General features: G+C 32.2%; 33 protein-coding genes. 30 read left to right on the top strand and 3 right to left on the bottom strand.

Features of this window, described 5'->3' with window-relative positions:
- Window positions 1-73: 73 nt before the first annotated feature.
- Window positions 74-1,045, top strand: coding sequence for a hypothetical protein (locus tag FVE77_RS11425; protein WP_026745858.1), 972 nt, complete (start codon window positions 74-76; stop codon window positions 1,043-1,045).
- Window positions 1,046-1,115: 70 nt separating this feature from the next.
- Here FVE77_RS11425 and FVE77_RS11420 read toward each other — a convergent pair whose 3' ends face one another.
- The gene (locus tag FVE77_RS11420) at window positions 1,116-1,274 is read right to left on the bottom strand and encodes a hypothetical protein (RefSeq protein WP_006806112.1); all 159 of its coding nucleotides are present in this window, start codon (window positions 1,272-1,274) and stop codon (window positions 1,116-1,118) included.
- Between the two features lie 216 nt (window positions 1,275-1,490).
- On the opposite strand from FVE77_RS11420, the gene FVE77_RS11415 reads away from it, so the two are divergent.
- From FVE77_RS11415 to FVE77_RS11395, 5 genes are all read left to right on the top strand, one after another.
- Complete coding sequence (locus tag FVE77_RS11415; protein WP_051254480.1) at window positions 1,491-3,473, top strand: ABC-F family ATP-binding cassette domain-containing protein; 1,983 nt, start codon at window positions 1,491-1,493, stop codon at window positions 3,471-3,473.
- A gap of 34 nt (window positions 3,474-3,507) precedes the next feature.
- Window positions 3,508-4,416 carry a hypothetical protein gene (locus FVE77_RS11410; RefSeq protein WP_026745857.1) on the top strand — a complete coding sequence of 303 codons (909 nt, stop codon included), beginning with the start codon at window positions 3,508-3,510 and terminating at the stop codon, window positions 4,414-4,416.
- A gap of 23 nt (window positions 4,417-4,439) precedes the next feature.
- The gene (gene fic, locus FVE77_RS11405) at window positions 4,440-5,108 is read left to right on the top strand and encodes a protein adenylyltransferase Fic (protein ID WP_026745856.1); all 669 of its coding nucleotides are present in this window, start codon (window positions 4,440-4,442) and stop codon (window positions 5,106-5,108) included.
- 1 nt (window position 5,109) lies between these two features.
- Window positions 5,110-5,508, top strand: coding sequence for a hypothetical protein (locus FVE77_RS11400; RefSeq protein WP_021744587.1), 399 nt, complete (start codon window positions 5,110-5,112; stop codon window positions 5,506-5,508).
- A gap of 147 nt (window positions 5,509-5,655) precedes the next feature.
- Window positions 5,656-7,311 (top strand): tetratricopeptide repeat protein, encoded by a 1,656-nt coding sequence (locus tag FVE77_RS11395; RefSeq protein ID WP_026745855.1) that lies wholly within the window; start codon window positions 5,656-5,658, stop codon window positions 7,309-7,311.
- A 42-nt stretch (window positions 7,312-7,353) separates the two neighbouring features.
- Here the strand turns inward: FVE77_RS11395 and FVE77_RS11390 are convergent, their stop codons facing one another.
- Window positions 7,354-7,905 carry a phosphatase PAP2 family protein gene (locus FVE77_RS11390; protein WP_026745854.1) on the bottom strand — a complete coding sequence of 184 codons (552 nt, stop codon included), beginning with the start codon at window positions 7,903-7,905 and terminating at the stop codon, window positions 7,354-7,356.
- Between the two features lie 146 nt (window positions 7,906-8,051).
- A complete protein-coding gene (locus FVE77_RS11385) occupies window positions 8,052-9,527 on the bottom strand; it encodes a carbon starvation CstA family protein (protein ID WP_036087795.1) in 1,476 nt (491 codons plus the stop codon).
- A 258-nt stretch (window positions 9,528-9,785) separates the two neighbouring features.
- Between FVE77_RS11385 and FVE77_RS11380 the strand changes: the two genes are divergently transcribed.
- From FVE77_RS11380 to rpsE, 24 genes are all read left to right on the top strand, one after another.
- Window positions 9,786-10,499 (top strand): N-acetylmuramoyl-L-alanine amidase, encoded by a 714-nt coding sequence (locus FVE77_RS11380; RefSeq protein ID WP_026745853.1) that lies wholly within the window; start codon window positions 9,786-9,788, stop codon window positions 10,497-10,499.
- A gap of 370 nt (window positions 10,500-10,869) precedes the next feature.
- The gene (gene rpsL / locus FVE77_RS11375) at window positions 10,870-11,238 is read left to right on the top strand and encodes a 30S ribosomal protein S12 (protein WP_006806098.1); all 369 of its coding nucleotides are present in this window, start codon (window positions 10,870-10,872) and stop codon (window positions 11,236-11,238) included.
- A gap of 32 nt (window positions 11,239-11,270) precedes the next feature.
- Window positions 11,271-11,741: a 30S ribosomal protein S7 gene (rpsG, locus tag FVE77_RS11370; RefSeq protein ID WP_018451569.1), complete on the top strand. Its 471-nt coding sequence runs from the start codon at window positions 11,271-11,273 to the stop codon at window positions 11,739-11,741.
- Between the two features lie 157 nt (window positions 11,742-11,898).
- A complete protein-coding gene (fusA, locus tag FVE77_RS11365) occupies window positions 11,899-13,983 on the top strand; it encodes an elongation factor G (protein WP_026745852.1) in 2,085 nt (694 codons plus the stop codon).
- A gap of 77 nt (window positions 13,984-14,060) precedes the next feature.
- On the top strand, window positions 14,061-15,245 hold the full coding sequence (gene tuf / locus FVE77_RS11360; RefSeq protein WP_026745851.1) for an elongation factor Tu: 1,185 nt from the start codon (window positions 14,061-14,063) through the stop codon (window positions 15,243-15,245).
- 193 nt (window positions 15,246-15,438) lie between these two features.
- The gene (gene rpsJ, locus FVE77_RS11355) at window positions 15,439-15,744 is read left to right on the top strand and encodes a 30S ribosomal protein S10 (protein WP_012806349.1); all 306 of its coding nucleotides are present in this window, start codon (window positions 15,439-15,441) and stop codon (window positions 15,742-15,744) included.
- Window positions 15,745-15,811: 67 nt separating this feature from the next.
- A complete protein-coding gene (rplC, locus tag FVE77_RS11350; protein WP_026745850.1) occupies window positions 15,812-16,438 on the top strand; it encodes a 50S ribosomal protein L3 in 627 nt (208 codons plus the stop codon).
- 21 nt (window positions 16,439-16,459) lie between these two features.
- The gene (gene rplD, locus FVE77_RS11345; RefSeq protein ID WP_021768815.1) at window positions 16,460-17,104 is read left to right on the top strand and encodes a 50S ribosomal protein L4; all 645 of its coding nucleotides are present in this window, start codon (window positions 16,460-16,462) and stop codon (window positions 17,102-17,104) included.
- The gene (gene rplW / locus FVE77_RS11340) at window positions 17,104-17,388 is read left to right on the top strand and encodes a 50S ribosomal protein L23 (protein ID WP_006806088.1); all 285 of its coding nucleotides are present in this window, start codon (window positions 17,104-17,106) and stop codon (window positions 17,386-17,388) included. Before rplD ends, rplW begins: the two co-directional genes overlap by 1 nt.
- A 209-nt stretch (window positions 17,389-17,597) precedes the next feature.
- Window positions 17,598-18,425, top strand: a complete 828-nt coding sequence (gene rplB, locus FVE77_RS11335) for a 50S ribosomal protein L2 (RefSeq protein ID WP_021768816.1) — start codon at window positions 17,598-17,600, stop codon at window positions 18,423-18,425.
- A 212-nt stretch (window positions 18,426-18,637) separates the two neighbouring features.
- Window positions 18,638-18,910 (top strand): 30S ribosomal protein S19, encoded by a 273-nt coding sequence (rpsS, locus tag FVE77_RS11330; protein ID WP_006806086.1) that lies wholly within the window; start codon window positions 18,638-18,640, stop codon window positions 18,908-18,910.
- 46 nt (window positions 18,911-18,956) lie between these two features.
- A complete protein-coding gene (rplV, locus tag FVE77_RS11325) occupies window positions 18,957-19,295 on the top strand; it encodes a 50S ribosomal protein L22 (RefSeq protein WP_006806085.1) in 339 nt (112 codons plus the stop codon).
- Window positions 19,296-19,320: 25 nt separating this feature from the next.
- On the top strand, window positions 19,321-19,977 hold the full coding sequence (rpsC, locus tag FVE77_RS11320) for a 30S ribosomal protein S3 (RefSeq protein WP_006806084.1): 657 nt from the start codon (window positions 19,321-19,323) through the stop codon (window positions 19,975-19,977).
- Between the two features lies 1 nt (window position 19,978).
- The gene (rplP, locus tag FVE77_RS11315; protein WP_018451265.1) at window positions 19,979-20,404 is read left to right on the top strand and encodes a 50S ribosomal protein L16; all 426 of its coding nucleotides are present in this window, start codon (window positions 19,979-19,981) and stop codon (window positions 20,402-20,404) included.
- On the top strand, window positions 20,404-20,595 hold the full coding sequence (gene rpmC, locus FVE77_RS11310) for a 50S ribosomal protein L29 (protein WP_006806082.1): 192 nt from the start codon (window positions 20,404-20,406) through the stop codon (window positions 20,593-20,595). The genes rplP and rpmC overlap by 1 nt, the downstream gene beginning before the upstream one ends.
- 11 nt (window positions 20,596-20,606) lie before the next feature.
- Window positions 20,607-20,867, top strand: a complete 261-nt coding sequence (gene rpsQ / locus FVE77_RS11305) for a 30S ribosomal protein S17 (protein ID WP_026745849.1) — start codon at window positions 20,607-20,609, stop codon at window positions 20,865-20,867.
- 96 nt (window positions 20,868-20,963) lie between these two features.
- Window positions 20,964-21,332 carry a 50S ribosomal protein L14 gene (gene rplN, locus FVE77_RS11300; RefSeq protein WP_012806357.1) on the top strand — a complete coding sequence of 123 codons (369 nt, stop codon included), beginning with the start codon at window positions 20,964-20,966 and terminating at the stop codon, window positions 21,330-21,332.
- Window positions 21,333-21,347: 15 nt separating this feature from the next.
- A complete protein-coding gene (gene rplX / locus FVE77_RS11295) occupies window positions 21,348-21,731 on the top strand; it encodes a 50S ribosomal protein L24 (protein ID WP_006806079.1) in 384 nt (127 codons plus the stop codon).
- Window positions 21,732-21,756: 25 nt separating this feature from the next.
- The gene (rplE, locus tag FVE77_RS11290) at window positions 21,757-22,311 is read left to right on the top strand and encodes a 50S ribosomal protein L5 (protein ID WP_006806078.1); all 555 of its coding nucleotides are present in this window, start codon (window positions 21,757-21,759) and stop codon (window positions 22,309-22,311) included.
- Window positions 22,312-22,341: 30 nt separating this feature from the next.
- Entirely contained in the window at window positions 22,342-22,629 is a 288-nt protein-coding gene (gene rpsN, locus FVE77_RS11285; RefSeq protein WP_012806360.1) for a 30S ribosomal protein S14, read from the top strand.
- Between the two features lie 21 nt (window positions 22,630-22,650).
- Window positions 22,651-23,046 (top strand): 30S ribosomal protein S8, encoded by a 396-nt coding sequence (gene rpsH / locus FVE77_RS11280; RefSeq protein ID WP_018451269.1) that lies wholly within the window; start codon window positions 22,651-22,653, stop codon window positions 23,044-23,046.
- Window positions 23,047-23,078: 32 nt separating this feature from the next.
- Window positions 23,079-23,612 (top strand): 50S ribosomal protein L6, encoded by a 534-nt coding sequence (gene rplF, locus FVE77_RS11275; protein WP_026745848.1) that lies wholly within the window; start codon window positions 23,079-23,081, stop codon window positions 23,610-23,612.
- A 13-nt stretch (window positions 23,613-23,625) separates the two neighbouring features.
- Window positions 23,626-23,988: a 50S ribosomal protein L18 gene (rplR, locus tag FVE77_RS11270; protein WP_026745847.1), complete on the top strand. Its 363-nt coding sequence runs from the start codon at window positions 23,626-23,628 to the stop codon at window positions 23,986-23,988.
- A gap of 18 nt (window positions 23,989-24,006) precedes the next feature.
- A complete protein-coding gene (rpsE, locus tag FVE77_RS11265) occupies window positions 24,007-24,516 on the top strand; it encodes a 30S ribosomal protein S5 (RefSeq protein ID WP_026745846.1) in 510 nt (169 codons plus the stop codon).
- Window positions 24,517-24,521: the final 5 nt, after the last annotated feature.

Raw genomic sequence — 24,521 nt, 5'->3', positions numbered from 1 at the left:
AAAAAATATTGTGTTTATTGGGGTTTTTAGACTTTTAAAAATGAGTAAAAGTTTTGTAGAATAGGAGAATTTTATGAAAAAGATTTTAGAAAAAATTGGGAAAGACGAGTTGTTGGAGTATTCACGTTTAGGAGATAGATTTTCTGTTGGGAATTATATTGGAAATAGTAGTAAATTTCATATTTTCACATCAATTAACCCTTACGGAAAGTATGAAGGATACAAATTTTTAAAAGATGAAGAATTAAAGAAATTAGGAAGAAAAAAATGGTATTTAGAATTAATGAAGGAAAATATAAAAGAGAGACTTTCCAATGAGGGAAAAACTGTTATTTTAAGAAAAGATAATTTTTTTGAACATTTATTTGAATATTTTATAAAAAATAAAATAAGATTACAAATTTCTTATGATAGAGATTGGAATAATAATGGCTATTTAATTAAAAATTCAGATGAGTTTTTTTGGTTTCATTTTTGTGATGAAGAAAATGAAGATGAAGAAGAAATTATAAGAAAATATGGAGTAAAAATTATAAGAGCAGGAAAAAATGTTATAAAAGATATTATTGTAAAAGATAGCGAAATTAAAAAAAATAAACTAATAAAAGTTTATGATTTAGAGGATGTTTTAGGTGATATTATTTTTCAAGATGATAATCATATTTTGATTAACGAGAAGGATTTATTTTTTGGCGATTGTAAATTTACGTTATTAAAAATGTCGGATATTGAAGAAGTTAATGACAGAATGAATTTAATAGAAACAAAAGATATAAATTTAGAAAAAATTTTTCCAAATATTGTAAAAATGAAAATAGAAGAAGTTTTGAAAAAATGCTTTGAGAATAAAATATTAGTGCATTTTGAGCATGAGAAATCATATTCTGAAAAATTTGGGATAATTGAAAGATTTGATAACGAGAAAATAACTTTAAAAGAAATAGATAAAATGACGGGAATTTTTATTTCTAAATCGGAAATATTAGTTGAAGATGTTTCATTTTTGTTTGTGAGAAATTGCGAAGTTTTGGGAATCGAGAGGTAAAATTTATGAAAAAAGGCTCTGTTCTTGATTGAGTAGAAGCCTTTTTTATTTTTATAGTATTCAGTAGAATTTATTGTCTTATAGGCACTGCACAGATTTCTCCAACACCTGATACATATTCGCATGAGCCTCCACTATTTTTTATCGCTCTTCTCATATTTGCTCTTTGAATTACTCCACAGCTGCTTGCAAGCATTAAAATCATTGCTAAAAATATAAATTTTTTCATTTTATTTTCCTCAACTTTCTAAATATTTTTTTATTATTGAATTCTATAATTGTGAATATTATAACTTAATTTCTCGCAAAATTCAAGTTCTTATAATTTTTTATTATTTTACAAAATTTCACAAACGTTGTAAACAAATATCAAAAATGATATAATTTAAAAATAAATTTAAATAAAAATAATTTGATAAAAATGGGGAAAAGGAAAGGAAATTTAATGAGTTTAGTTCAGTTTAACAAGGTATATAAGCAATTTGCGGGGGAATATATTTTGAGAGATGTTAATTTTACGATTGAAGAAAGAGACAAGATTGGGCTTGTGGGGGTAAATGGGGCTGGGAAGTCTACGATTATCAGGATGCTTTTGGGGGAAGAGCGGATTGATGGGAATGAGAATAATCTTAATGAGTTTGGGGAAATTGTGAAAAGTGGGGCTACAAAAATTGGGTATTTGTCACAGAATACAGAGTTTTCAGATGAAAAAAATACGATTTATGAGGAAATGATGACTATTTTTGAGGAAGAGAGAAAAATCTGGGATGAGATTCAGAAAGTTAATATGCTTTTAGGAACAGCGAACGAAGATGAAATGGAAAAGCTGATTAACAAGTCTGCTGAACTTTCTTCTATTTACGAGGCAAAAAATGGTTATGAGATTGAATACAAGATTAAGCAGGTGCTTACAGGACTTGAGCTTACTGGAGAATATGAGAATTTGCTATTGCAGGATTTGAGCGGTGGGGAAAGAACACGTGTTTCACTTGCAAAACTGCTTTTATCTGAACCTGACTTGCTGATTCTGGACGAGCCGACAAACCATTTGGACTTGATTTCGATTGAGTGGCTTGAGGATTATTTGAAAAGGTATAATAAGGCGTTTTTGCTTGTTTCTCACGATAGAATATTTTTGGATAATGTCTGTACAAAAATTTTTGAGTTGGAAAATAAAAAATTACACAAGTATGATGGCAACTTTTCATCGTTTATTCTTCAAAAAGAGATGATTTTGAAGGGGGAAATCAAGCGGTATGAGAAGGAGCAGGAAAAGATTAAGAAAATGGAGGAATATATTGACAGATTTCGAGCTGGAATAAAGGCAAGACAGGCGAAAGGACGGCAAAAAATACTGGATAGAATTGAGAGAATGGAAGATCCTGTATTTAATCCACAAAGAATGAGGCTAAAATTTGAAACGGCTAAAATGAGTGGGGAAAATGTTTTGAAAGTTAGAAACTTGTCTAAAAGCTTTGACGGGAAAAAAGTTTTGAATAATATAAATTTTGAGCTTTTTCGTGGAGAAAGAGTTGGAATTATTGGAAAAAATGGGATTGGAAAATCTACGCTTTTAAAAATACTTTTGGATAAATTGCCGAAGGATACAGGGGAAATTGAGTTTGGAACAAGGCTAAAAATCGGATATTATGATCAGAATCATCAGGAATTTTCGCAAGAAAATACGATTTTACAGGAAATAAACAATTCACTTGATTTGACAGAAGAATATTTGCGAACACTCGCAGGTGGATTTTTGTTTTCTGGAGATGATGTGCAGAAAAAAATCAGTATGCTAAGCGGTGGAGAAAGAGTCCGTGTGGCATTTTTGAAACTTTATATGGAAAAAGCCAATTTTTTGATTTTAGATGAGCCAACTAACCATTTGGATGTTTATTCCATCGAAGTGCTGGAGGATGCTTTGGAGGATTTTGACGGAACAATGCTAGTCGTTTCCCACAACAGACACTTTTTAGACACGGTCTGCAACACAATTTACTGCCTTGACGAAAACGGACTTACAAAATTCAAAGGAAATTACGAAGACTACAAAGAAAGCCTAAAAACAGCAAAATCAGCTTCTCAGGGAACAGACCTAGAAACGAAGGAAGAGAAAAAACTTTCATATCAGGAGCAGAAGGAACAGTCAAGAAAAATCGCAAAATTGAAACGTGATATTGAAAAACTGGAAAAGGAAATGGAAAAAATCACAGAAATGAGAGAAAACTTAAACGCTGAATACGAAAAAGCTGGAAAAGAAAATAATATGGAAAAACTGATGGAAGTGCAGGAAAAGCTGGACAGGCTGGAAGAAGAAGAGATGGAGAAAATGGAAGAATGGGATGTGAAAAGTGGGGAGTTGGAGAGTTTGGAGCAGGATTTAATTTCATTTGGAAAAAATTTAAAAGGAATGAAAAATAATTTTTAAATAAAAATACAAAAAACTTAGGAGGATAAAAATTATGAAAGATGAAAAAAGCTACGTAGAAACAGAAAGAATGAGAGAGCAATCAGAATTAGGGAGGAAAGAAGAAAAAATAGTAAATTGTGTAGATATTTCAGACAATCAGAAAGTGTTTATAAAATTTAGTACAGTTACGTATAGAAATTTAATAAAATGGGTTATTATTGGTGGAATTTCTGGGATTTTGATGCCTTTTTTTCAAGTGGCGATGCTTGGTGTGATAGTTTCGGTATTTTGCTGTTTTTCAATATTGATGACGATATTGTTTAATGGGATAAGAACTGTGGAATTGAAGGAAAATACTTTTGTTACAAATGTTGAAAATGAAGATATAGATTATAAATCTTTGGAATATTTTATAATAACAACATATTCAGGGGATTTCCTGGCTTATAGAAATAATAAGAATTACTGGAGAACAATATCCGAAATAGCTTTTCCATCACAAACTATACAAAGTCTTCTAAAAAATCATCTGCTTGACAGAATCCCGGTTTCTAAAGAAATTATAAATTCAGGTGGGGAAGAAGTTTTTGGCGTACGTTCAGAAGAAGACATAAAAGCCGATTACCGTAAAAGAGATTTTCTTGGAAAGCGTAGAGATAGAGTTTATCGAGCTATGAGAGATAAAGTTGTGCCTCTTGACAGACTTCAAAATGAGGCTAGTAAAGTTTTTGAAAAGCCAAATAATAAGTTAATAATAAAAAAAGAAGGATTAGTTGTGGATGGTGCAATTTATCCGTGGAATAGGCTACAGCCAATAAAAGTTTCTAGAAATTTTGGAGGAATGTTAGAAATAAAAACAAGAGAAGATGAAATAATTTTTTCTGAAAGGGCAACAGCGGTAGTAAAACTTCCTTTATTTGAGGCATTATATAATTCAATGGTTTTTCAAAAATGGAAATAATTTTATGAAAGCAGGAAAAACAAATGGCAAATAATAAATACAGCTGGGAAAACGAAAGTGACAAAATTTTAAAAAGGTTAGTTTCACAAGATGATGAAGAATTTTTGAGTAAAAAAAGGGCAAAAGAGTTATTTGATAATGGGATATTGAAAAAAATTCAAGTGGGAACTTTTGAAGGATTGAAGGAAATACATCGGTATTTGTTTCAAGAATGTTATGGAACTGCAGGAAAAATACGGGAACATGATATTCGGAAAGGCGATACTGTATTTTGTCGTGCGATGTATCTTGAAGATAATTTAAAGACAGTTTCTAAAATGCCTGAAAATAATTTTGAGGAAATAATTGAAAAATATGTTGAGATGAATATAATGCATCCGTTTTATGAAGGAAATAGGAGAGCTATTAGAATTTGGCTGGATCAGATGTTGATAAAAAGGCTTGGAATGTGTGTGAATTGGCAAAATATTAGTAGAAATGATTATTTATCGGCAATGAAAAGAAGTGTGGTTAATGCTTTGGAACTAAAGATGCTTTTGAAGGAAAATTTGACGGAAGATGTGGAAAGTAGAGATGTATTCATGAATGGGATTAATCAGTCTTATGAATATGAAAATATGAGGAAATATAATGTGAAGGAACTGGAAGTTTCAAATGAATTAGGAAAATTAGCGAATAAAAAAGGAGATTAAAATGGAAAAATTAGTAAGAAGAGGTGGCGGTGGACATTTTCACGGCGGAGGACATAGCCATTCTCATGGAAGTGGAGGAAGCCATCATTATAGTGGTGGGCATCACAGTGGAGAACATAGTGGCGGAGAGCATTCGAGCGGTCATTCAGATGGAGAAGGAAATGGAAAATCTAAAAAATCAAGTGACGACGAACAAGAAAATTCATCATCTTTTTGGAGAAGTCACGGATCTCATTCAGGAAGTTCAAATCAGAGAAGTTGTGAAAGTATTGTTGACGCTAAGGAAAGACAGGATTGTATTGACAGCAATAATAACGCTGGTAATCTTGAGGTATTTTTTATTTTTTGTGCTGTCATAGTTTTTGTTTTTTTGAAAATAAAAGATTTTGGAAGAAAATAATAAAAAATAATGAGCGTTTACATTGAATGATAAAAATAGATTTTGAATTGATAATGTTTAAGATAATGGATAAAATCGTAAATATAACAGCAAGAGCAGGAGAAAAGAGAAATAATAAGTTGAGATGGCAGGAGTAGAAGATAAAATATGGAAATATTAATATCGGTATTAATCGTAGTTATTGGAATTGTAATTTTGATAATAATGAATTTTAGAAATCGTAAAAAAATGGATGAATTTGATGACTTTTCGAGAGAAATGCAGGAAAGGGAAAAAAGAAAAAGAAATGTTCGTGAAATTGAAAAATATGAAGCTGAAGAAAGAGCGAGTTTTAGCGAAAGTGCTTATGATGAAAATAGAATTTCTTCGGAAAGTGTGCCTAAACAAAATGGAGAAAAAGCGAATATAGATAAATTTGGCGTGAAGATAGTTTCGTTGGATGATATTGTTACAGAAGATTATGGGAAAGATTTTATAGAATATGATAAAAAGGAAAGCGAGGAATATCAAGAAAATATTAGAACAGCGAATATATTTATAATGTCAGGATTTTTTGGAGAAGCAAGGGATAGAATAGCTGAATCCTTGAAATTCAGCCAAAGAGCAAATTACGAGCTTGGAAAGTATTACTATTATTGCGAGAAAGATAACCAAAGCGCTGTAAACGCGTTAAATTTGGCATACAATTCAGGAATAAAGGAGGCTATGTATTACATAGGGCTGATTGAAGAAGAATCGGGAAATTATGAAATTGCAAAAGGCTGGTATGTGGCAGGTGCGGAAAATGGCGAAATTAATTCAATAATTAGGCTAGGAAAAATTGCTGAAGAAAAGAAGGATTATGAAGAAGCTGAAAGTATTTATTTAAAAATTGCTGATACAAAAAATGCTGAATTAATATACAATCTTGTAAGAATTTACTTTAAGCAGAATAAAAGAGAAAAAATACTAGAATGGCAGGAAAAATTGTTAAATGAAAAGCAAATTATGGGATTGAATTCTGAAATAATCAAGAATATTGAATTTATGCTTGGAAATGAAAAAGACAGAAAATACGCAGAACTGATTAATCAGGGAAATGAACTTTTGGAAAAGAGAGATAAGGGAAATGCTCAAAAACGGTTTCTTGAAGCGGCACAATATAATGAAAGAGCATATTTGTCGCTTGCAAAATCATATTATGTTGCAGGCAATGGAGAAAAAGCCAAAGATATGTATGAAAAGGCTTATTCTCTAGGAGTGAAAGAGGCGGCTTATGAACTGGGGAAATATTTTGATATAGTTGAAGAAAATGAGAAAGAAGCTGAAAAATGGTATAAAATTGGGCAGGAAATGGGAGATGCAAAATCTATTTATAAACTTGGGATACTTTATGAATGTAGTAAGGAATTTGGAAAAAGTGAAGAGAAAACATACACGCTATATGAAAAAGCCGCTAATATGAAATATGCTCCTGCAATTAGCGATATGATGTATTACAATAATAGACATGAAAATGGGAACAAATCAAAGGACTGGGCATTTAAAGTATTAAATGAAACAGGATTGATTGAACTTGGGAGAGAAGTAATAAGAAATGCACAGGATTTTCTGGAAGAAATGGGGGAATATACGGGTGATAAAATTTCAGAAAAAAATTATGAAATTGAATACGATAACGATTTGATATATTTTATAGAAAAAAATTCTAAAGGCAGAAATATAAAGGAAGAAACTTATGAAAGAAAAAAGTCAAATTTCTGGATGATATTTGGAATTATAATTTTTATACTGCGGCTGATTATAAAATGTTCGGAGTATTAATTATGAAAAATAAATTTTTATACAAAAAAAAGCTAGGAAATCCTAACTTTTCATCAAATTATTTTTCCTATTAAAAACTTTCTCCCCCAAAAACCCTGCAAATAGTCCAATAAGCAATCCAGCCAAAACATCACTTGGAAAATGTACAGTTAAGTATAGCCTTGAAAAGGCGATAATAATGCTTGTTATCAGTACAGCTGGAAAGTATTTTTTTAAATGTTTGTAAAAAATATATACCATTGTAAAAGATGCTGAGGTATGTCCTGAAGGAAAAGAAAAATCCTTTGGGGCTTTGACTAAAAGAATAATGTCAGATATTTCTGTAAAGGGTCTTGCTCTATGTGTAAGGTTTTTCAAAATGACATTTACAATAATTGCATTTATAATCAATGAAATTATGGCTAAATATCCGATTTTTCGATATTTTTTGCTAGAAAGCAGAAATAATGTTATTGCAATCCATACTAATCCGTGATTTCCTAAGTTGGTAAAAAATATTAGTATGTTGCTTAGGAGTTTTGAATTTAAGCTGTGTTGAAAATTGTAAAATTGTTTAATAATAAAAATATCAATATTTTGTATAAAGTTTAACATTTTTTCTCCTAAATAATGTAGTTTTAGAGATATTATATATGAAAAAGTTCAAAAAATAAAGTGAAAAATAAAATAAATTAAAACAGTCAAGCGAAGAATTCTGAATAAAATCTTGTTTGACTGTATTTTTTTGTTTATTTAGTTATTTATTTTGCAACGTTTAAATGCCCGGCGTGATGAGATTTTCCATGCAAATGATGTTTATAGTTAAATAATAATGCTGTACAGATGATTGTAACTATGCTTGCAATTAAAATACCATAAAATTCAATAGTGTGAACAGGCACATTCTTGAAAAATCTTACAAATCCTTCTGGAGCGATTATTATGTAAGTTGTAACAACCATTGTCATAAACATTGAAGGAATTAATGCGAATAAGAAAGGTTTTTCCTTTTTAACAAGCCATACTGTCGCAGTCCATAATGAAACTGCCGCCAAAGTTTGATTTGCCCATGCGAAGTATCTCCAGATAATGTTAAAATCAATAGTTGTTAAGTAAATACCAACAATAAATAAAGGTATTGCGATTAAAAATCTATTTTTTATTGGAGCCTGTTTAATTTTGAAAATATCGGCAATAATTAATCTTGAACCTCTAAAGGCAGTATCTCCTGACGTAATTGGGCAGGCAACGACACCAAGCACAGCCAGAAATGCTCCAAATACACCAAGTAATTGAACAGATGCCTTATTTACAACAACTGCAGGAGTTCCGGCAGCGGCAAGTTCTTTAATTCCACCAAATACTGTCATTGCGGCGGCAGCCCAAACTAATGCGACAACACCTTCTGCAATCATAGCGCCATAAAATACTTTTCTTCCTTCAGTTTCGTTTTTTATACAACGTGCAACCATTGGAGACTGAGTAGCATGGAAACCGCTTACTGCGCCGCAGGCAATTGAAATAAATAAGTAAGGGAACATTGATACTCCTTTAGGATGTGGATTTCCTTTAAAAATTTCAGTAATTTCAGGAATTGCAAAAGCTCCTGTAAATTGTCCATAAATTAACATTCCTCCAATACCAATCGCCATAAAGAGCAACGCAAAACCAAATATTGGATAAATTTTGGCAATAATTTTATCAAGTGGAAGGATTGTAGCCAAAATGTAGTAAGCGATGATAATGATTGTAAAAGTCATGGCACTCACACCTGGAATCAAATTGTGAAGAATATCAGCAGGTGATTTTATAAACACTACTCCAACTAAAAGAAGTAAAACAATTGAGAAAACTCTCATAATCTGCTGCATCACAACACCTAAATTTTGTCCCACAAGTTCACCAATACTGCTCCCCTTATCCCTAAGTGAAAGCATACCAATCAAGAAATCATGGACAGCCCCTCCAAATATGCATCCAAAGACAATCCACAAAAATGCGGCTGGACCCCATAAAGCCCCTGCAATAGCTCCAAATATAGGACCTGTTCCGGCAATATTCAGAAATTGAATCAAAAACGCTTTTGGAGTGCTAACTTCCACATAGTCCACACCATCGTAATATTCGATTGAAGGTGGCATTCTGTCAGGTTCTATTCCGAAAACTTTTTCTACAAATTTACTGTAAAATGCATAACCTAAAATAAGTGCGACAATCGCTAAAATGAAAGAAATCATAATAAAAACCTCCTATAAATTTAAATATTTATTTATTTACTATATAAAAATTTTTAAAATTATTCTATTAATAATATAATAGCTTGATTTTTAAAAAAAACAAGTGTCAGTTTGAAAATATTTAACATAAATTAAAAAAAGTTGTTGTTAATTTTCTAATTATGTGCTAAACTGAAATGATGACAGTATGTTGAAACTAAAATTAAAAAGGAGAATTTTAGAGATACTGGTGTTAAATAAAAAATTTCAGGAGGAAAAATGATAAAAGGAATAAAAAAAATGTTATATGTGGCGACAGCAGGTTTGATGATGGCGGCTCCATTAAATGCGGCCGGGAATAATAATGAGCTAATTTGTATTGATCCAGGACATCAGGTTAGAGGAAATTCAGCTTTGGAAGAAATTGCGCCAGGCTCATCCACAAGAAAGCCAAAAGTTTCATCGGGAACAAGAGGAGTAGCAACAAAAAAATATGAATATCAGCTTACGCTGGAAGTTGGGCTAAAATTAAGAGATGCTTTAAAAAATAAAGGGTATAAAGTGTTTATGGTGCGTGAAACAAACGATGTGGATATTAGTAATAAAGAACGTGCAATCAAGACAAACAACGCAGGATGTTCATTATACATAAGACTTCATGCTGATGGAATTAATAATTCCTCAACACAGGGAGCTTCAGTTTTGACTTCTTCACCAAAAAATCCATACACAAAAAGTGTCCAAAAATCCAGCGACAAATTTTCACGTGACATATTATCAGAATATGTAAAAGCGACAGGAGCCAAAAATCGTGGAGTATCCTATCGTGACGACTTAACAGGAACAAACTGGTCCAAAGTTACAAATACGCTGATTGAATTTGGATTTATGTCAAATCCAGAAGAAGACAGAAAAATGTCAACACCAGAATATCAGGAAAAAATGGTAACAGGAATGATAAATGGTATTGAAAAATATTTAAGAGAAAAATAATTTGATTATTTGAAATAAAAACTTCTTTGAAAAATTATTGAATAAAAAATCTTTTATAGCCCTTGACAAAAGGGCTTTTATAGTATAAAATAATTAGGTTAGAACTCATAACTAAATTTTGAAAAATGTATTATTTATAAAATAATATGTTTTGAAGTGAATTTTAGAGTAAATCGACATACTTAAAATAAGTATGCAGTTATGTTTGATAAAGTAAATTTGCAGGAAAAGCAAAAAAAATGAAAAACTTTGTCAAATGCAGCTTTATCAAATGTAGATTGAAGAAATGAGCTTTATAAAAAGTTTTAGTTTTGAAATATAACGCGAGAATAAATATATAAATCAAAGAAATTTGAGAGGAGGAAAACAGATGCCTACTATTAATCAATTAGTAAGATTTGGTAGAAGTACAACTGAGAAAAAGAAAAAATCACCTGCATTGAAAGGTAATCCACAAAAAAGAGGGGTTTGTGTAAGAGTATATACAACTACACCTAAAAAACCTAACTCAGCCTTAAGAAAGGTAGCGAGGGTTAAATTAGTAAATGGAATCGAAGTTACTGCTTATATTCCAGGAATCGGACACAACTTGCAAGAACATAGTATCGTTCTTTTAAGAGGAGGAAGAACAAAAGATTTGCCGGGGGTTAGATATAAAATAATCAGAGGAGCATTGGATACAGCAGGAGTTGTAAACAGAAAACAAGGTAGATCAAGATACGGAGCGAAAAAAGGGTAATTAAATTTTAAAAAAGTAAGGAGGACAATTAAGTGTCAAGAAGAAGAAGAGCGGAAAGAAGAGATGTATTACCAGATTCTCAATTTAACGATAAAGTAGTAACTAAATTCATTAACGGATTAATGAAAGATGGGAAAAAATCATTAGCTGAGCATATTTTTTATTCAGCGTTACAGCAAATAACTGAAGAAACTCAAGAAGAAGGAATTGAAGTTTTCAGAAGAGCAATGGAAAATGTAAGACCTCAATTAGAAGTAAGATCTAGAAGAATCGGAGGGGCAACTTACCAAGTACCAGTTGAAGTAAGAAAAGAAAGACAGCAAACTTTAGCAATTAGATGGCTAGTTAGATATACAAGAGAAAGAAAAGAATACGGAATGGTTGCTAAACTTAAAAAAGAATTAATTGCAGCTGCCAATAATGAAGGTGGATCAATTAAGAAAAAAGAAGATACATATAAAATGGCTGAAGCAAATAGAGCGTTTGCACATTACAAATGGTAATTTTATTTGTTTAAAAAAGATTGTTAAGTATTCAAAAATATTTGTATTTTTACGAAATTCATTTTTTCAGAACTGGATTTATAAAAATATTGTTTCAAATTTTAAATATACTTTATAGATAAAGAAGTAGCTTACAAAAACAAGGAGGAAAAATTAAATGGCAAGAAAAGTTGCTTTAAAAGATACTAGAAACATTGGTATCATGGCACATATAGACGCCGGAAAAACAACTACTACTGAAAGAATTTTATTTTATACAGGAGTAAACCATAAAATCGGAGAAGTTCACGAAGGAGCTGCTACGATGGACTATATGGAACAAGAACAAGAAAGAGGAATCACAATTACATCAGCTGCGACAACAGCATTCTGGAATGGACATAGAATTAACATAATAGATACACCAGGCCACGTTGACTTTACAGTTGAGGTAGAAAGATCATTAAGAGTATTGGATGGAGCGGTTGCAGTATTCTCAGCAGTTGACGGAGTGCAACCTCAATCAGAAACAGTTTGGAGACAAGCTGACAAATACAACGTACCAAGAATGGCTTTCTTTAACAAAATGGATAGAGTCGGAGCAGACTTTAACATGTGTGTAAACGACATCAAAGAAAAATTAGGTGGAAATGGTGTACCAATCCAATTGCCAATTGGTGCAGAAGATAATTTTGAAGGAATTATCGACTTGGTAACGATGAAAGAATACCTATTTAAAGATGAAACTATGGGAGCAGATTATGAAGTTGTTGATATTAGGGCAGAATTGTTAGATGATGCTCAAGCGGCAAGAGAACACATGATTGAATCTGTAGTTGAAACTGATGATGAATTGATGGAAAAATACTTTGGAGGAGAAGAAATCTCTGAAGAAGAAATCAAAAAAGCGTTAAGAGCTGCAACAATCGAAGGAACTGTTGTACCTGTATTATGTGGAACAGCATTCAAAAATAAAGGGATTCAACCATTGCTTGATGCAGTAGTTGCCTACATGCCATCACCACTAGACATTAACGGTGGAAAAATTAATGGAACTGATCCTAAAACCGAAGAGCCTATTCAAAGAGAAATGGGAGATGATGCTCCATTCTCAGCATTGGTGTCTAAAATTATTACAGATCCATTTGTTGGAAGATTATCATTTTTTAGAGTTTATTCAGGAGTATTAGAAAAAGGATCTTATGTATTAAACTCAACTAAAGGCAAAAAAGAAAGAATGGGAAGATTGCTTCAAATGCACGCTAACAAAAGAGAAGAACTTGATGCAGTTTACTCAGGAGATATAGCTGCGGCAGTTGGATTAAAAGATACTACAACAGGAGATACATTGTGTGCTGAAAATGCCCCAATTATCCTTGAAAAAATGGAATTCCCTGATACAGTTATCCAAATCGCAGTTGAACCAAAAACTAAAGCCGATCAGGAAAAAATGGGAACAGCTCTTGCAAAACTTGCAGAAGAAGATCCTACATTTAAAGTGTCAACTAACCAGGAAACTGGACAAACATTGATTTCAGGAATGGGAGAATTGCACTTGGAAATCATCGTAGACAGAATGAAACGTGAATTCAAAGTGGAAGCAAATGTTGGTAAACCACAAGTTGCTTATAGAGAAACAATCAATGGATTAGCAGATATTGAAGAAAAATATGCAAAACAATCTGGAGGACGTGGACAATACGGACATGTTAAGATGAAAGTTGAAGCTAATCACGGAAAAGGTTACGAATTTATTAATGAAATTACTGGAGGAGCTATTCCAAGAGAATATATTCCAGCAGTAGATAAAGGTATTCAAGAAGCGTTAGAAGCAGGAGTTGTCGCAGGATACCCTGTTCAAGATATAAAAGTTACGTTGTATGATGGATCTTACCATGAGGTCGATTCATCAGAAATGGCATTTAAAATAGCAGGTTCAATGGCAGTTAAAAAAGGACTTAGAGCCGCTAATCCGGTATTGTTGGAACCAATCTTCAAAGTAGAAGTTACTACTCCAGAAGAATACATGGGAGACGTAATCGGAGATTTGAACTCAAGACGTGGACAAGTTTCAGGAATGACTGACAGAAATAATGCAAAAATTATTAATGCAGAAGTACCTTTATCACAAATGTTCGGTTATGCAACTGACTTGAGATCAAAAACACAAGGAAGAGCATCTTACTCAATGGAATTTGAAAAATATGTAGAAGTTCCAAAAAACATTGCTCAACAAGTAATTGATGAAAGACAAGGAAAGTAATAAAAATTTAAAAGAATAAATTTAGAAAAATAATTAAAGAACTTAAAAAAACTAAAAATAACGGAGGAATTATAACAATGGCAAAAGCTAAATTCGAGAGAAGCAAACCACACGTAAACGTAGGGACAATAGGTCACGTTGACCACGGGAAAACAACAACGACAGCGGCAATTTCAAAAGTATTGGCTGAAAAAGGGCTAGCTGAAAAAGTTGACTTTGAAAACATCGACCAAGCCCCTGAAGAAAGAGAAAGAGGGATTACAATCAACACAGCCCACATTGAGTATGAAACAGAAAAAAGACACTATGCCCATGTTGACTGTCCAGGCCATGCCGATTATGTAAAAAACATGATTACAGGAGCGGCTCAAATGGATGGAGCAATCCTAGTAGTATCAGCGGCTGACGGTCCAATGCCTCAAACAAGAGAGCATATCCTTCTTGCAAGACAGGTTGGAGTACCTTACATCGTAGTTTACTTGAACAAAGTTGACATGGTAGATGACGAAGAATTATTAGAACTAGTAGAAATGGAAGTAAGAGAATTACTTACAGAATACGGATTCCCAGGGGACGATGTACCAGTAATCAAAGGGTCTTCATTAGGAGCATTAAATGGAGAAGCTCAATGGGTAGAAAGAATCATGGAATTAATGGATGCGGTTGATGACTACATTCCAACACCAGAAAGACCAGTAGACCAAGCATTCCTAATGCCAATTGAAGACGTGTTCACAATCACAGGAAGAGGAACAGTTGTAACAGGAAGAGTAGAAAGAGGAGTAATCAACGTTGGTGAAGAAGTAGAGATTGTAGGAATCAAGCCAACAACAAAAACTACTGTAACAGGAGTAGAAATGTTCAGAAAATTATTGGATTCAGGACAAGCTGGAGACAACATTGGAGCATTGTTAAGAGGAACTAAGAAAGAAGAAGTGGAAAGAGGACAAGTACTTGCAAAACCAGGAACAATCAATCCACATACAGGATTCAAGTCAGAAGTATACGTATTGACAAAAGATGAAGGAGGAAGACATACACCATTCTTTACAGGATACAAACCGCAATTCTACTTCAGAACGACTGACATTACAGGAGAAGTAAACTTGCCAGAAGGTGTAGAAATGGTAATGCCTGGGGACAACATTGAAATGACAGTAGAATTAATTCACCCAATCGCAATGGAAGAAGGATTAAGATTTGCGATAAGAGAAGGTGGAAGAACAGTAGCTTCAGGAGTAGTAGCAACTATTACTAAATAGTTTTCTGTAAAGGACTTTCTTTAAGAGATAAAATAAAAATAAATATTGCAGATAATGAAAATATTTGTTATAATATTTAGAAATGTAATAGAAAACAGTACACAAATGCTGAATAAAAAGAGAAATTAGGTTTTATAATCTAATTTCTCTAATTGCTAAAACAAAGAGAAAAAATAAAACAGGAGGAAAAACTTTGGATAAAATAAGAATATATTTACAATCTTATGATCACAAACTGTTGGATCAATCTGCTAAAAAAATTGCAGAAGTAGCTAAGAAAAATGGTTCAGAATTAGCAGGACCACTTCCTTTACCTACAAAAACTAAAAAATATACAGTTTTAAGATCAGTTCACGTAAATAAAGATTCAAGAGAACAATTTGAAATGAGAATTCACAGAAGATTTGTAGAAATCAAAAATTCAAATCAACAAATCGTAAATGCATTAGCATCATTAAACTTACCATCAGGTGTGGGAGTTGAAATTAAGCAATCATAAGGCTTAGTACAAGTTGGCTATTTTAAAGGGAATTGTCAACCAATATATTAAGGAGGAAAAATAAAAAATGATATTAGGTAAAAAAATCGGAATGACTCAAATTTTCGAAGATGAAAAATTAATTCCAGTAACAGTAATTGAAGCAGGAACTAACTTCATTACACAAATAAAAACTGAAGAAAAAGAAGGATACAACGCTATCACGTTGGCATACGGAGATAAAAAAGAAAAAAATACAACAAAACCTGAATTAGGAATATTTAAAAAAGCAGGAGTTACTCCAAAAAGATTTCTTAAAGAATTTAAAGTAACTAACCCAGCTGACTTTGCATTAGGACAAGAAATTAAAGTAGATGTATTAGAAGGTATCGAATTTGTTGATATTTCTGGAACTTCAAAAGGTAAAGGAACTGCAGGAGTTATGAAAAGACATAACTTTGGTGGAAACAGAGCTTCACATGGGGTTTCAAGAAACCATAGACTTGGGGGTTCTAACGCAGGAGGAGCCGCATCAAACAGTAATGTGCCAAAAGGTAAAAAAATGGCTGGAAGACTTGGAGCTGAAAAAGTAACAGTCCAAAACTTGCAAGTTATTAAATACGATGTAGAAAACAGTCTTTTATTAGTAAAAGGTGCTGTTCCAGGACCAAAAAACGGTTACTTAGTTATCAAAAAATCAGTAAAGAAATATTAATAGGAAAGAGAGGAGGATAACATGCCAGTTTTAAATATATATAAATTAGACGGTTCACAAGCAGGAACTATTGAAGTAAATAATGACGTATTTGGAATCGAACCAAATAAACACGTAATGCACGAAGTTTTAGTAGCAGAATTAGCTGAAGCTAGACAAGGATCTGCCTCAACAAAAACAAGAGCAGAAGTAAGAGGTGGAGGAAGAAAACCTTTTAGACAAAAAGGAACAGGAAGAGCTAGACAAGGATCTACAAGAGCACCACACATGGTAGGTGGAGGAGTAGTTCACGGACCAAAACCAAGAAACTATGCTAAAAAAGTAAATAAAAAAGTTAGAAAATTAGCTTTAAAATCAGCTTTAGCAACAAAAATTAGTGAAGGAAATGTAATCGTATTAGATGATTTCACATTGGAAACACCAAAAACAAAAACATTCATTGATTTTGCAAAAGCATTAAACTTTGATGGTGTAAAACAATTATATATAACAAATGATGATACTGATAATATAGATAGAGATTATTTCTTATATTTATCAACTAGAAATATTGAAAAAGTTGCAGCAATTAATACAAGAGATTTAAGCATCTACTGGTTAATCAAACAAGATAAAGTAATCTTAACTAAAGAAGCTCTTGCAACTATCGAGGAGGTGCTAGCATAATGCATATTACTGATATTATCAAAAAACCTGTAATTAATACAGAAAAAGCAAGAAATTTATTGGAAAACAATGAATATGTTTTCATAGTGGATAGAAGAGCAAACAAACTTCAAATTAAAGATGCAGTTGAAAAACTGTTCAATGTAAAAGTTCAAGGTGTAAATACTTTAAACATTAAACCAAAAAACAAAAGATTCAGAATGTCAATGTATAAAACAGCTGCTATCAAAAAAGCAATTGTTAAGTTGAAAGATGGAGAATCTATAGCAGCTTACGAAGGATAAGACAAATTATAAAATCATAACATCTATTTCTCGGGGATTTCCCCGAAAAATAATTTTTAGAAAAAGTAAAAATAACTATATTTTTTTGTGGAAATTATTTATTAAAAATGCTATAATAGATAAGTTATGTAAAATTATAGAAATTATTTGAAATTTTTTGAATAATTATACAAATAAAAAGAGAAATAGGAAGAGAGGGAACATAAGTTATGCCAATAAAAAAATTAAAACCGATGACTAGTGGGACACGGCATATGTCGATATTAGTTAATAAGGACTTAGATAAAGTAAGACCTGAAAAATCTTTAGTTGAACCATTAAATTCATCTTATGGAATTGACAACTATGGACACAGAACAGGTAGAAACAGACATAAAGGACACAAAAGATTATATAGAGTAATCGATTGGAAAAGAAATAAAATTGGAGTGCCTGCAAAAGTTGCAACTCTTGAGTATGATCCAAATAGAACGGCAAACATCGCATTGCTGCACTATGTTGATGGAGAAAAAAGATATATCTTAGCTCCAAATGGATTAAAAAAAGGTGATATCGTATTAGCAGGAGAAGGTGCAGATATCAAACCTGGAAATGCGTTAAAATTAAAAGACCTGCCAGTAGGGACAGTTATTCACAATGTAGAACTTATGCCTGGTAAAGGTGGACAGTTAGCAAGATCGGCAGGAACAGCTGCAAGACTTGTTGCAAAAGAAGGAACTTACTGCCACGTAGAGTTACCATCTGGAGAATTAAGACTTATTCATAAAGAATGTATGGCTACAATCGGATCAGTAGGAAATTCTGAACATTCATTAGTATCATTAGGAAAAGCTGGAAGAAATAGACACTTAGGAAGAAAACCTCATGTTAGAGGATCTGTAATGAACCCTGTGGATCACCCACACGGAGGAGGAGAAGGAAGATCTCCAATTGGTAGAAAATCACCAGTTACACCTTGGGGTAAACCTACACTTGGTAAGAAAACTAGAGGTAAAAAACTTAGTGATAAATTCATCGTTAGAGGAAGAAAAAAATAGTAGTTTAAAAATAAAGTCAATGTCAATACTGACAATACAATTTTTAGATGAAAAACGCAGAAATGGACTGTGCCAGTCAAGCAGACAGATAACGCATCTAAATAACAGTTTGGCTGAATATAAAAATATTGCTTGATACATTGAATTGAATATTAAAATGAGATGTATTGAGTAACATTTCTCGATTTAAAAAATGAAATAAGGAGGAAAGAATGGCTCGTTCATTAAAAAAAGGACCTTTTGTTGATGCATATTTATTAGAAAAAATAGAAGCATTGGGAGGTAAAAAACAAGTTATTAAAACATGGTCTAGAAGATCAACTATATTCCCTCAATTTATTGGACATACTTTTGCTGTATATAACGGTAAAAAACATATACCTGTATATGTAACTGAGGAAATGGTTGGACATAAATTAGGTGAATTTGCACCAACTAGAACTTTCTACGGACATGGAAAAGACGCTAAAAAAGGTAAAAAATAATTAAAATAACCGATATACATACATTGATGAAAGGAGAGGACTTTGAATGGCAGTAGTAGCTAAATTGAAATACCAAAGATTAAGCCCTCAAAAAGCAAGATTAGTTGCTGATATTGTAAGAGGGAAAAATGCATTGCAAGCATTGAACATTTTAAAATTTACAAATAAAAAAGCGGCATTATACATAGAAAAAACATTAAGATCAGCAATTGCAAACGCTGAACATAATAACAACATGGATCCTGATAAATTATTTATTTCGAAAATATTAATTGATAAAGGACCTGTACTAAAAAGAATCAGCCCAAGAGCAATGGGAAGAGCTGACGTTATTAGAAAACCAACAGCTCATATCACAGTAGAAGTTGATGAAAGAGAAGATTAATTTAGACAAATAAGGAGGTAAGTCTGTGGGACAAAAAGTAGATCCTAGGGGGATAAGATTAGGAATCACAAGAACTTGGGATTCAAAATGGTTCGCTGAGGGGAAAGAATACGTAAACAACTTTCACGAAGATTTAAAAATAAAAGAATATGTTAAGAAAAACTATTACCACGCAGGGATTTCTTCTATTCAAATAGAAAGAACATCACCTACAGAAGTAGCAGTTATCATAGAAACTGGAAAAGCTGGAATCTTAATTGGAAGAAAAGGTCAAGAAATCGAGGCTTTAAAAGTAAAATTGGAAAAATTAACTGGTAAAAGAGTACAAATTAAAGTACAAGAAATCAAAAATCCTAATAAAGACGCTCAATTAGTAGCAGAAAGTATTGCAACTGCAATTGAAAAAAGGGTTGCTTATAAAAGAGCAGTTCAACAAGCTATTCAAAGAGCAGAAAAAGCTGGGATTAAAGGAATTAAAGTTATGGTATCGGGAAGATTGAATGGTGCCGAAATTGCAAGAAGTGAATGGACACTTTCAGGAAGAGTACCACTACATACTTTAAGAGCAGATGTTGATTATGCAACAGCTACTGCACACACTACATACGGTGCTTTAGGATTAAAAGTATGGATATTTAATGGTGAAGTTCTTTCTACTACAAAGGAAGGAGAAAACGAATAATATGTTAATACCTAAAAGAACGAAATATAGAAAACAGTTCAGAGGAAAAATGGGTGGCGTAGCAACTAAAGGAAACAAAGTTGATTTTGGTGAATTTGGACTTGCCGCTAGAGAATTTGGTTGGATTACTTCAAGACAAATAGAAGCTTGTAGGGTAACAATCAACAGAACGTTTAAAAGAGAAGGTAAAATTTGGATTAGAATATTCCCTGATAAACCTTATACAAAAAGACCTGAAGGAACAAGAATGGGTAAAGGTAAAGGTAATGCAGAAGGTTGGGTAGCAGTAGTTAAAAAGAATAAAATAATGTTTGAAGTTGGTGGAGTATCAGAAGAGAAAGCCAAAGAAGCATTAAGAAAAGCTGGACATAAACTACCTATAAAAGTTAAATTTGTTAGAAAAGAAGAAGTAGGTGGTGATAAGTAATGACAATTAACGAAATTAGAGAATTATCATTGGAAGAATTGGAAGTTAAAGTAAATGAATTGAAACAAGAATTGTTTAATTTAAAATTTCAAAAAACTCTTGGACAATTACAAAACACTGCTAAAATACGAGATGTTAAAAGAACAATAGCAAGACTAAAAACTGTTGTAACTGAAAAAACTGGTAAATAGGAGGATCAAGAGTGGAAAATAAAAGAAACGAAAGAAAAGTAAGAGAAGGAATCGTTGTTTCTAACAAAATGGATAAAACTGTAGTTGTTCTTGAAGAAACAATGAAATTACATAAACTTTATAAAAAGAGAGTAAAAACTTCTAAAAAATATAAAGCACACGATGAAAACAATAATTGTGGAATCGGAGATAAAGTGCAAATTATGGAAACTAGACCATTAAGTAAAGATAAAAGATGGAGAGTTGTTACAATCTTAGAAAGAGCTAAATAATTTAATCTTATTAAGAAAATTGCTTGATGTTTTATTTTCAATATTAAAATAAGAAGAAAATAGTGTGAGTTAATATTTGAGAGGAGGAAATTTTAAATGGTTCAACAACAATCGATGCTTAATGTTGCTGATAACACTGGAGCTAAAAAAATCATGGTTATTAGAGTATTAGGTGGATCAAGAAGAAGATTCGGTAAAATTGGAGACATCGTAGTAGCAACTGTAAAAGAAGCTATACCAAACGGAAACGTTAAAAAAGGTGATGTAGTTAAAGCTGTAATCGTTAGAACAAGAAAAGAATTAAAAAGAGCAGATGGTTCATATATAAAATTTGATGACAATGCGGCAGTTATTTTGAATACGGCATTAGAAGTAAGAGGGACAAGAATTTTTGGACCTGTAGCAAGAGAATTAAGAGCGAAAAACTTTATGAAAATAGTTTCTCTAGCACCAGAAGTATTATAGGAAGGAGAGTTAAACGTGGCTAAACCAAACTTAAAATCAGTACCTAGAAGATTACATGTTAAAACTGGAGATACAGTTATCGTAATTAGTGGTAGATCAAAAGATTTGTTACGTAATGAAAAGAGTACACAAACTGGAGATAAAGGAAAAATTGGAAAAGTATTAAAAGTATTCCCTAAAACTGGAAAAATAATTGTTGAGGGTGTAAATATTAAAAAAAGACATATTAAACCTAATGCAATGAACCCACAAGGCGAAGTTGTAGAAAGAGAAATGCCAATCTTCTCATCTAAAGTAATGCTTTGGGATGAAGGAGCAGGAAAACCTACAAGAGTAAGAAAAGAAATAAGAGATGGAAAAAAAGTAAGAATATCAGTTGTATCTGGTAACGAAATATAATATTTTAGAGAGGAGGATGTAATAAATGGCTGAAAAATATATTCCAAGATTACAAAAATTATACAAAGATGAAATAGTTTCATCATTATTGAAAGAATTAAATTTATCTAATGTTATGCAAGTGCCAAAACTTGATAAAATAGTAGTGAATATGGGGATTGGAGAAGCAGTAAGCAATCCTAAATTAATAGATACGGCTATTGCTGAATTAGCACAAATTACAGGACAACAGCCTGTAGCAAGAGCTGCTAGAAAATCAGAAGCTGGATTTAAATTAAGAGAAGGACAAAAAATTGGAGCAAAAGTTACATTAAGAAAAGAAAAAATGTATGAATTCCTAGACAGATTGATCAGTATCACATTACCAAGGGTAAGAGATTTTGAAGGTGTGTCACCTAAAGGATTTGATGGAAGAGGAAACTATACATTAGGATTAAGAGAACAAATCGTATTCCCTGAAATTGAAATTGATAAAGTGGATAAAATCTTTGGATTAGGAATCACGATTGTATCTACAGCACAAAATGATGAGCAAGGAAGAGCTTTATTAAAAGCATTCGGAATGCCGTTTGCAAAATAGTATTATTTTGAAGGAGGTGTAATTTAATCAATGGCTAAAAAAGCAATGGTTGAAAGAAACTTAAAAAGACAAAAAACAGTTGATAAATATGCAGCTAAAAGAGCTGAGTTAAAAGAAAGAGCTAAAAAAGGTGATAGAGAAGCAGTTTTAGAATTATCTAAATTACCAAGAAATGCTTCGCCTACAAGAGTTAGAAATAGATGTCAAATTAACGGAAGACCAAGAGGATATATGAGAGAATTTGGTATTTCAAGAGTTATGTTCAGACAATTAGCAGGAGAGGGAGTTATCCCAGGAGTAAAAAAATCAAGTTGGTAATTTTGAGAGGAGGAAGAATTAATGTATTTAACAGATCCTATTGCTGATATGCTTACTAGAATCAGAAACGGAAATATGGCTAAACATGCGCAAGTTGCAGTACCATTTTCAAGAATTAAAGAAAGTATAGCAAATATATTAAAAAATGAAGGATATATAAACGGTTACGAAATTAAAGAAGAAGGAGCTATAAAAAACATAGTTGTTTCTTTAAAAACTGTAGATGGAGAAGCTGTAATTAAAGGGTTAAAAAGAATATCAAAACCTGGAAGAAGAGTTTACACATCTGTAGAAAGTTTACCTAAAGTATTAGGTGGATTAGGAATTGCCATTGTCTCAACACCACAAGGTGTTATTACAGACAAGGAATGCAGAAAGCATAACGTTGGTGGAGAAGTTCTTTGCTACGTGTGGTAATTTACGCATTTTATAAATTAGGAGGATAAACAATGTCAAGAATAGGTAAAAAACCTATAACTATACCTGCAGGCGTTGAAATCAAGCAGGAAGGAAATACTTTTACTGTAAAAGGGCCGAAAGGGCAATTAGTAAGAGAATTAAGCAGTGAAATTAAAGTAAATATTGATGGTAATGAAATTACATTTGAAAGACCAAATGATTTACCAAATATAAGAGCTCTTCATGGAACTACAAGAGCAAACTTAAACAATATGATTGTTGGAGTAAGTGAAGGATTTACTAGAGGATTAGAATTAGTCGGAGTAGGATATAGAGTACAAGCTAGCGGAAAAGGATTAACATTATCTTTAGGATATTCACATCCAGTTGAAGTTGAAGCAGTAGAAGGAATTACTTTCAAAGTTGAAGGAAATACTAAAATTTCTGTTGAAGGAATTGACAAGCAATTAGTTGGACAAGTTGTTGCAAACATCAGAGCTAAACGTCCACCTGAACCATATAAAGGGAAAGGTGTTAAATACGCTGATGAAGTAATTAGAAGAAAAGAAGGTAAGAAAGGATAGGAGGTAGATTTTAATGGTAAAAAAACTTGATAGAAATAAATTAAGACAAAAAAAACATAGAAGTATTAGAAAAAAAATCGTTGGAACTGCTGAAAGACCTAGACTTGCTGTGTATAGAAGTTTACAAAATATCTTCGTTCAAGTAATTGATGATACAACAGGAAATACTTTAGTTTCTGCATCAACTATTGAAAAAGGTGCAAAAATTGAAAAAGGTTCAAATATCGAAGCAGCTAAACAAATAGGAGAAAGAATTGCTAAAAAAGCATTAGATAAAGGGATTACTGCTGTTGTATTCGACAGAGGAGGATACGTTTACACAGGAAGAGTTAAAGCTGTGGCAGATGCTGCGAGAGAAGCAGGATTAAAATTCTAAAGATAAGGAGGATTTATTTTGGCTAGAGATAGAGATAACAGAGAAAGAGAAAGTGAATATAAAGAAAGACTTTTAAGAATAAGCAGAGTTTCTAAAACTGTTAAAGGAGGAAGAAGAATTTCGTTCTCAGTATTAGCAGCTGTTGGAGATGAAAAAGGAAAAGTAGGTATCGGTTTAGGAAAAGCTAACGGAGTACCTGATGCAATTAGAAAAGCTATTGCAAACGCTAAGAAAAACTTAGTAACTGTTTCATTAAAAGGTGGAACATTGCCACATGAGCAAATTGGTAAATATAATGCAACTTCTGTATTATTGAAACCAGCTTCAAAAGGGACAGGAGTTATCGCCGGTTCAGCAACTAGGGAATTATTAGAGCTAGCAGGTGTAAAAGACGTGCTTACAAAAATTAGAGGTTCAAAAACTAAAGATAATGTTGCAAGAGCAACTTTAGAAGGTCTTAAACAATTACGTTCTATAGAAGACGTTGCAAGACTTAGAGGAAAATCAGTTGAAGAAATTTTAGGATAATAAGG

It is taken from the genome of Leptotrichia hofstadii, from assembly GCF_007990525.1.
GTDB classification, from domain to species: domain Bacteria; phylum Fusobacteriota; class Fusobacteriia; order Fusobacteriales; family Leptotrichiaceae; genus Leptotrichia; species Leptotrichia hofstadii.
This window is presented reverse-complemented; position numbering and strand designations above follow the sequence as displayed.

Excerpts from the sequence above, each read along its gene's own strand:
- FVE77_RS11425 (WP_026745858.1), top strand. The coding sequence starts at position 74 with ATGAAAAAGATTTTAGAAAAAATTGGGAAAGACGAGTTGTTGGAGTAT.
- FVE77_RS11420 (WP_006806112.1), bottom strand. The coding sequence starts at position 1,274 with ATGAAAAAATTTATATTTTTAGCAATGATTTTAATGCTTGCAAGCAGC.
- FVE77_RS11415 (WP_051254480.1), top strand. The coding sequence starts at position 1,491 with ATGAGTTTAGTTCAGTTTAACAAGGTATATAAGCAATTTGCGGGGGAA.
- FVE77_RS11410 (WP_026745857.1), top strand. The coding sequence starts at position 3,508 with ATGAAAGATGAAAAAAGCTACGTAGAAACAGAAAGAATGAGAGAGCAA.
- fic (WP_026745856.1), top strand. The coding sequence starts at position 4,440 with ATGGCAAATAATAAATACAGCTGGGAAAACGAAAGTGACAAAATTTTA.
- FVE77_RS11400 (WP_021744587.1), top strand. The coding sequence starts at position 5,110 with ATGGAAAAATTAGTAAGAAGAGGTGGCGGTGGACATTTTCACGGCGGA.
- FVE77_RS11395 (WP_026745855.1), top strand. The coding sequence starts at position 5,656 with ATGGAAATATTAATATCGGTATTAATCGTAGTTATTGGAATTGTAATT.
- FVE77_RS11390 (WP_026745854.1), bottom strand. The coding sequence starts at position 7,905 with ATGTTAAACTTTATACAAAATATTGATATTTTTATTATTAAACAATTT.
- FVE77_RS11385 (WP_036087795.1), bottom strand. The coding sequence starts at position 9,527 with ATGATTTCTTTCATTTTAGCGATTGTCGCACTTATTTTAGGTTATGCA.
- FVE77_RS11380 (WP_026745853.1), top strand. The coding sequence starts at position 9,786 with ATGATAAAAGGAATAAAAAAAATGTTATATGTGGCGACAGCAGGTTTG.
- rpsL (WP_006806098.1), top strand. The coding sequence starts at position 10,870 with ATGCCTACTATTAATCAATTAGTAAGATTTGGTAGAAGTACAACTGAG.
- fusA (WP_026745852.1), top strand. The coding sequence starts at position 11,899 with ATGGCAAGAAAAGTTGCTTTAAAAGATACTAGAAACATTGGTATCATG.
- tuf (WP_026745851.1), top strand. The coding sequence starts at position 14,061 with ATGGCAAAAGCTAAATTCGAGAGAAGCAAACCACACGTAAACGTAGGG.
- rplC (WP_026745850.1), top strand. The coding sequence starts at position 15,812 with ATGATATTAGGTAAAAAAATCGGAATGACTCAAATTTTCGAAGATGAA.
- rplD (WP_021768815.1), top strand. The coding sequence starts at position 16,460 with ATGCCAGTTTTAAATATATATAAATTAGACGGTTCACAAGCAGGAACT.
- rplW (WP_006806088.1), top strand. The coding sequence starts at position 17,104 with ATGCATATTACTGATATTATCAAAAAACCTGTAATTAATACAGAAAAA.
- rplB (WP_021768816.1), top strand. The coding sequence starts at position 17,598 with ATGCCAATAAAAAAATTAAAACCGATGACTAGTGGGACACGGCATATG.
- rpsS (WP_006806086.1), top strand. The coding sequence starts at position 18,638 with ATGGCTCGTTCATTAAAAAAAGGACCTTTTGTTGATGCATATTTATTA.
- rplV (WP_006806085.1), top strand. The coding sequence starts at position 18,957 with ATGGCAGTAGTAGCTAAATTGAAATACCAAAGATTAAGCCCTCAAAAA.
- rplP (WP_018451265.1), top strand. The coding sequence starts at position 19,979 with ATGTTAATACCTAAAAGAACGAAATATAGAAAACAGTTCAGAGGAAAA.
- rpmC (WP_006806082.1), top strand. The coding sequence starts at position 20,404 with ATGACAATTAACGAAATTAGAGAATTATCATTGGAAGAATTGGAAGTT.
- rplN (WP_012806357.1), top strand. The coding sequence starts at position 20,964 with ATGGTTCAACAACAATCGATGCTTAATGTTGCTGATAACACTGGAGCT.
- rplE (WP_006806078.1), top strand. The coding sequence starts at position 21,757 with ATGGCTGAAAAATATATTCCAAGATTACAAAAATTATACAAAGATGAA.
- rpsN (WP_012806360.1), top strand. The coding sequence starts at position 22,342 with ATGGCTAAAAAAGCAATGGTTGAAAGAAACTTAAAAAGACAAAAAACA.
- rpsH (WP_018451269.1), top strand. The coding sequence starts at position 22,651 with ATGTATTTAACAGATCCTATTGCTGATATGCTTACTAGAATCAGAAAC.
- rplF (WP_026745848.1), top strand. The coding sequence starts at position 23,079 with ATGTCAAGAATAGGTAAAAAACCTATAACTATACCTGCAGGCGTTGAA.
- rplR (WP_026745847.1), top strand. The coding sequence starts at position 23,626 with ATGGTAAAAAAACTTGATAGAAATAAATTAAGACAAAAAAAACATAGA.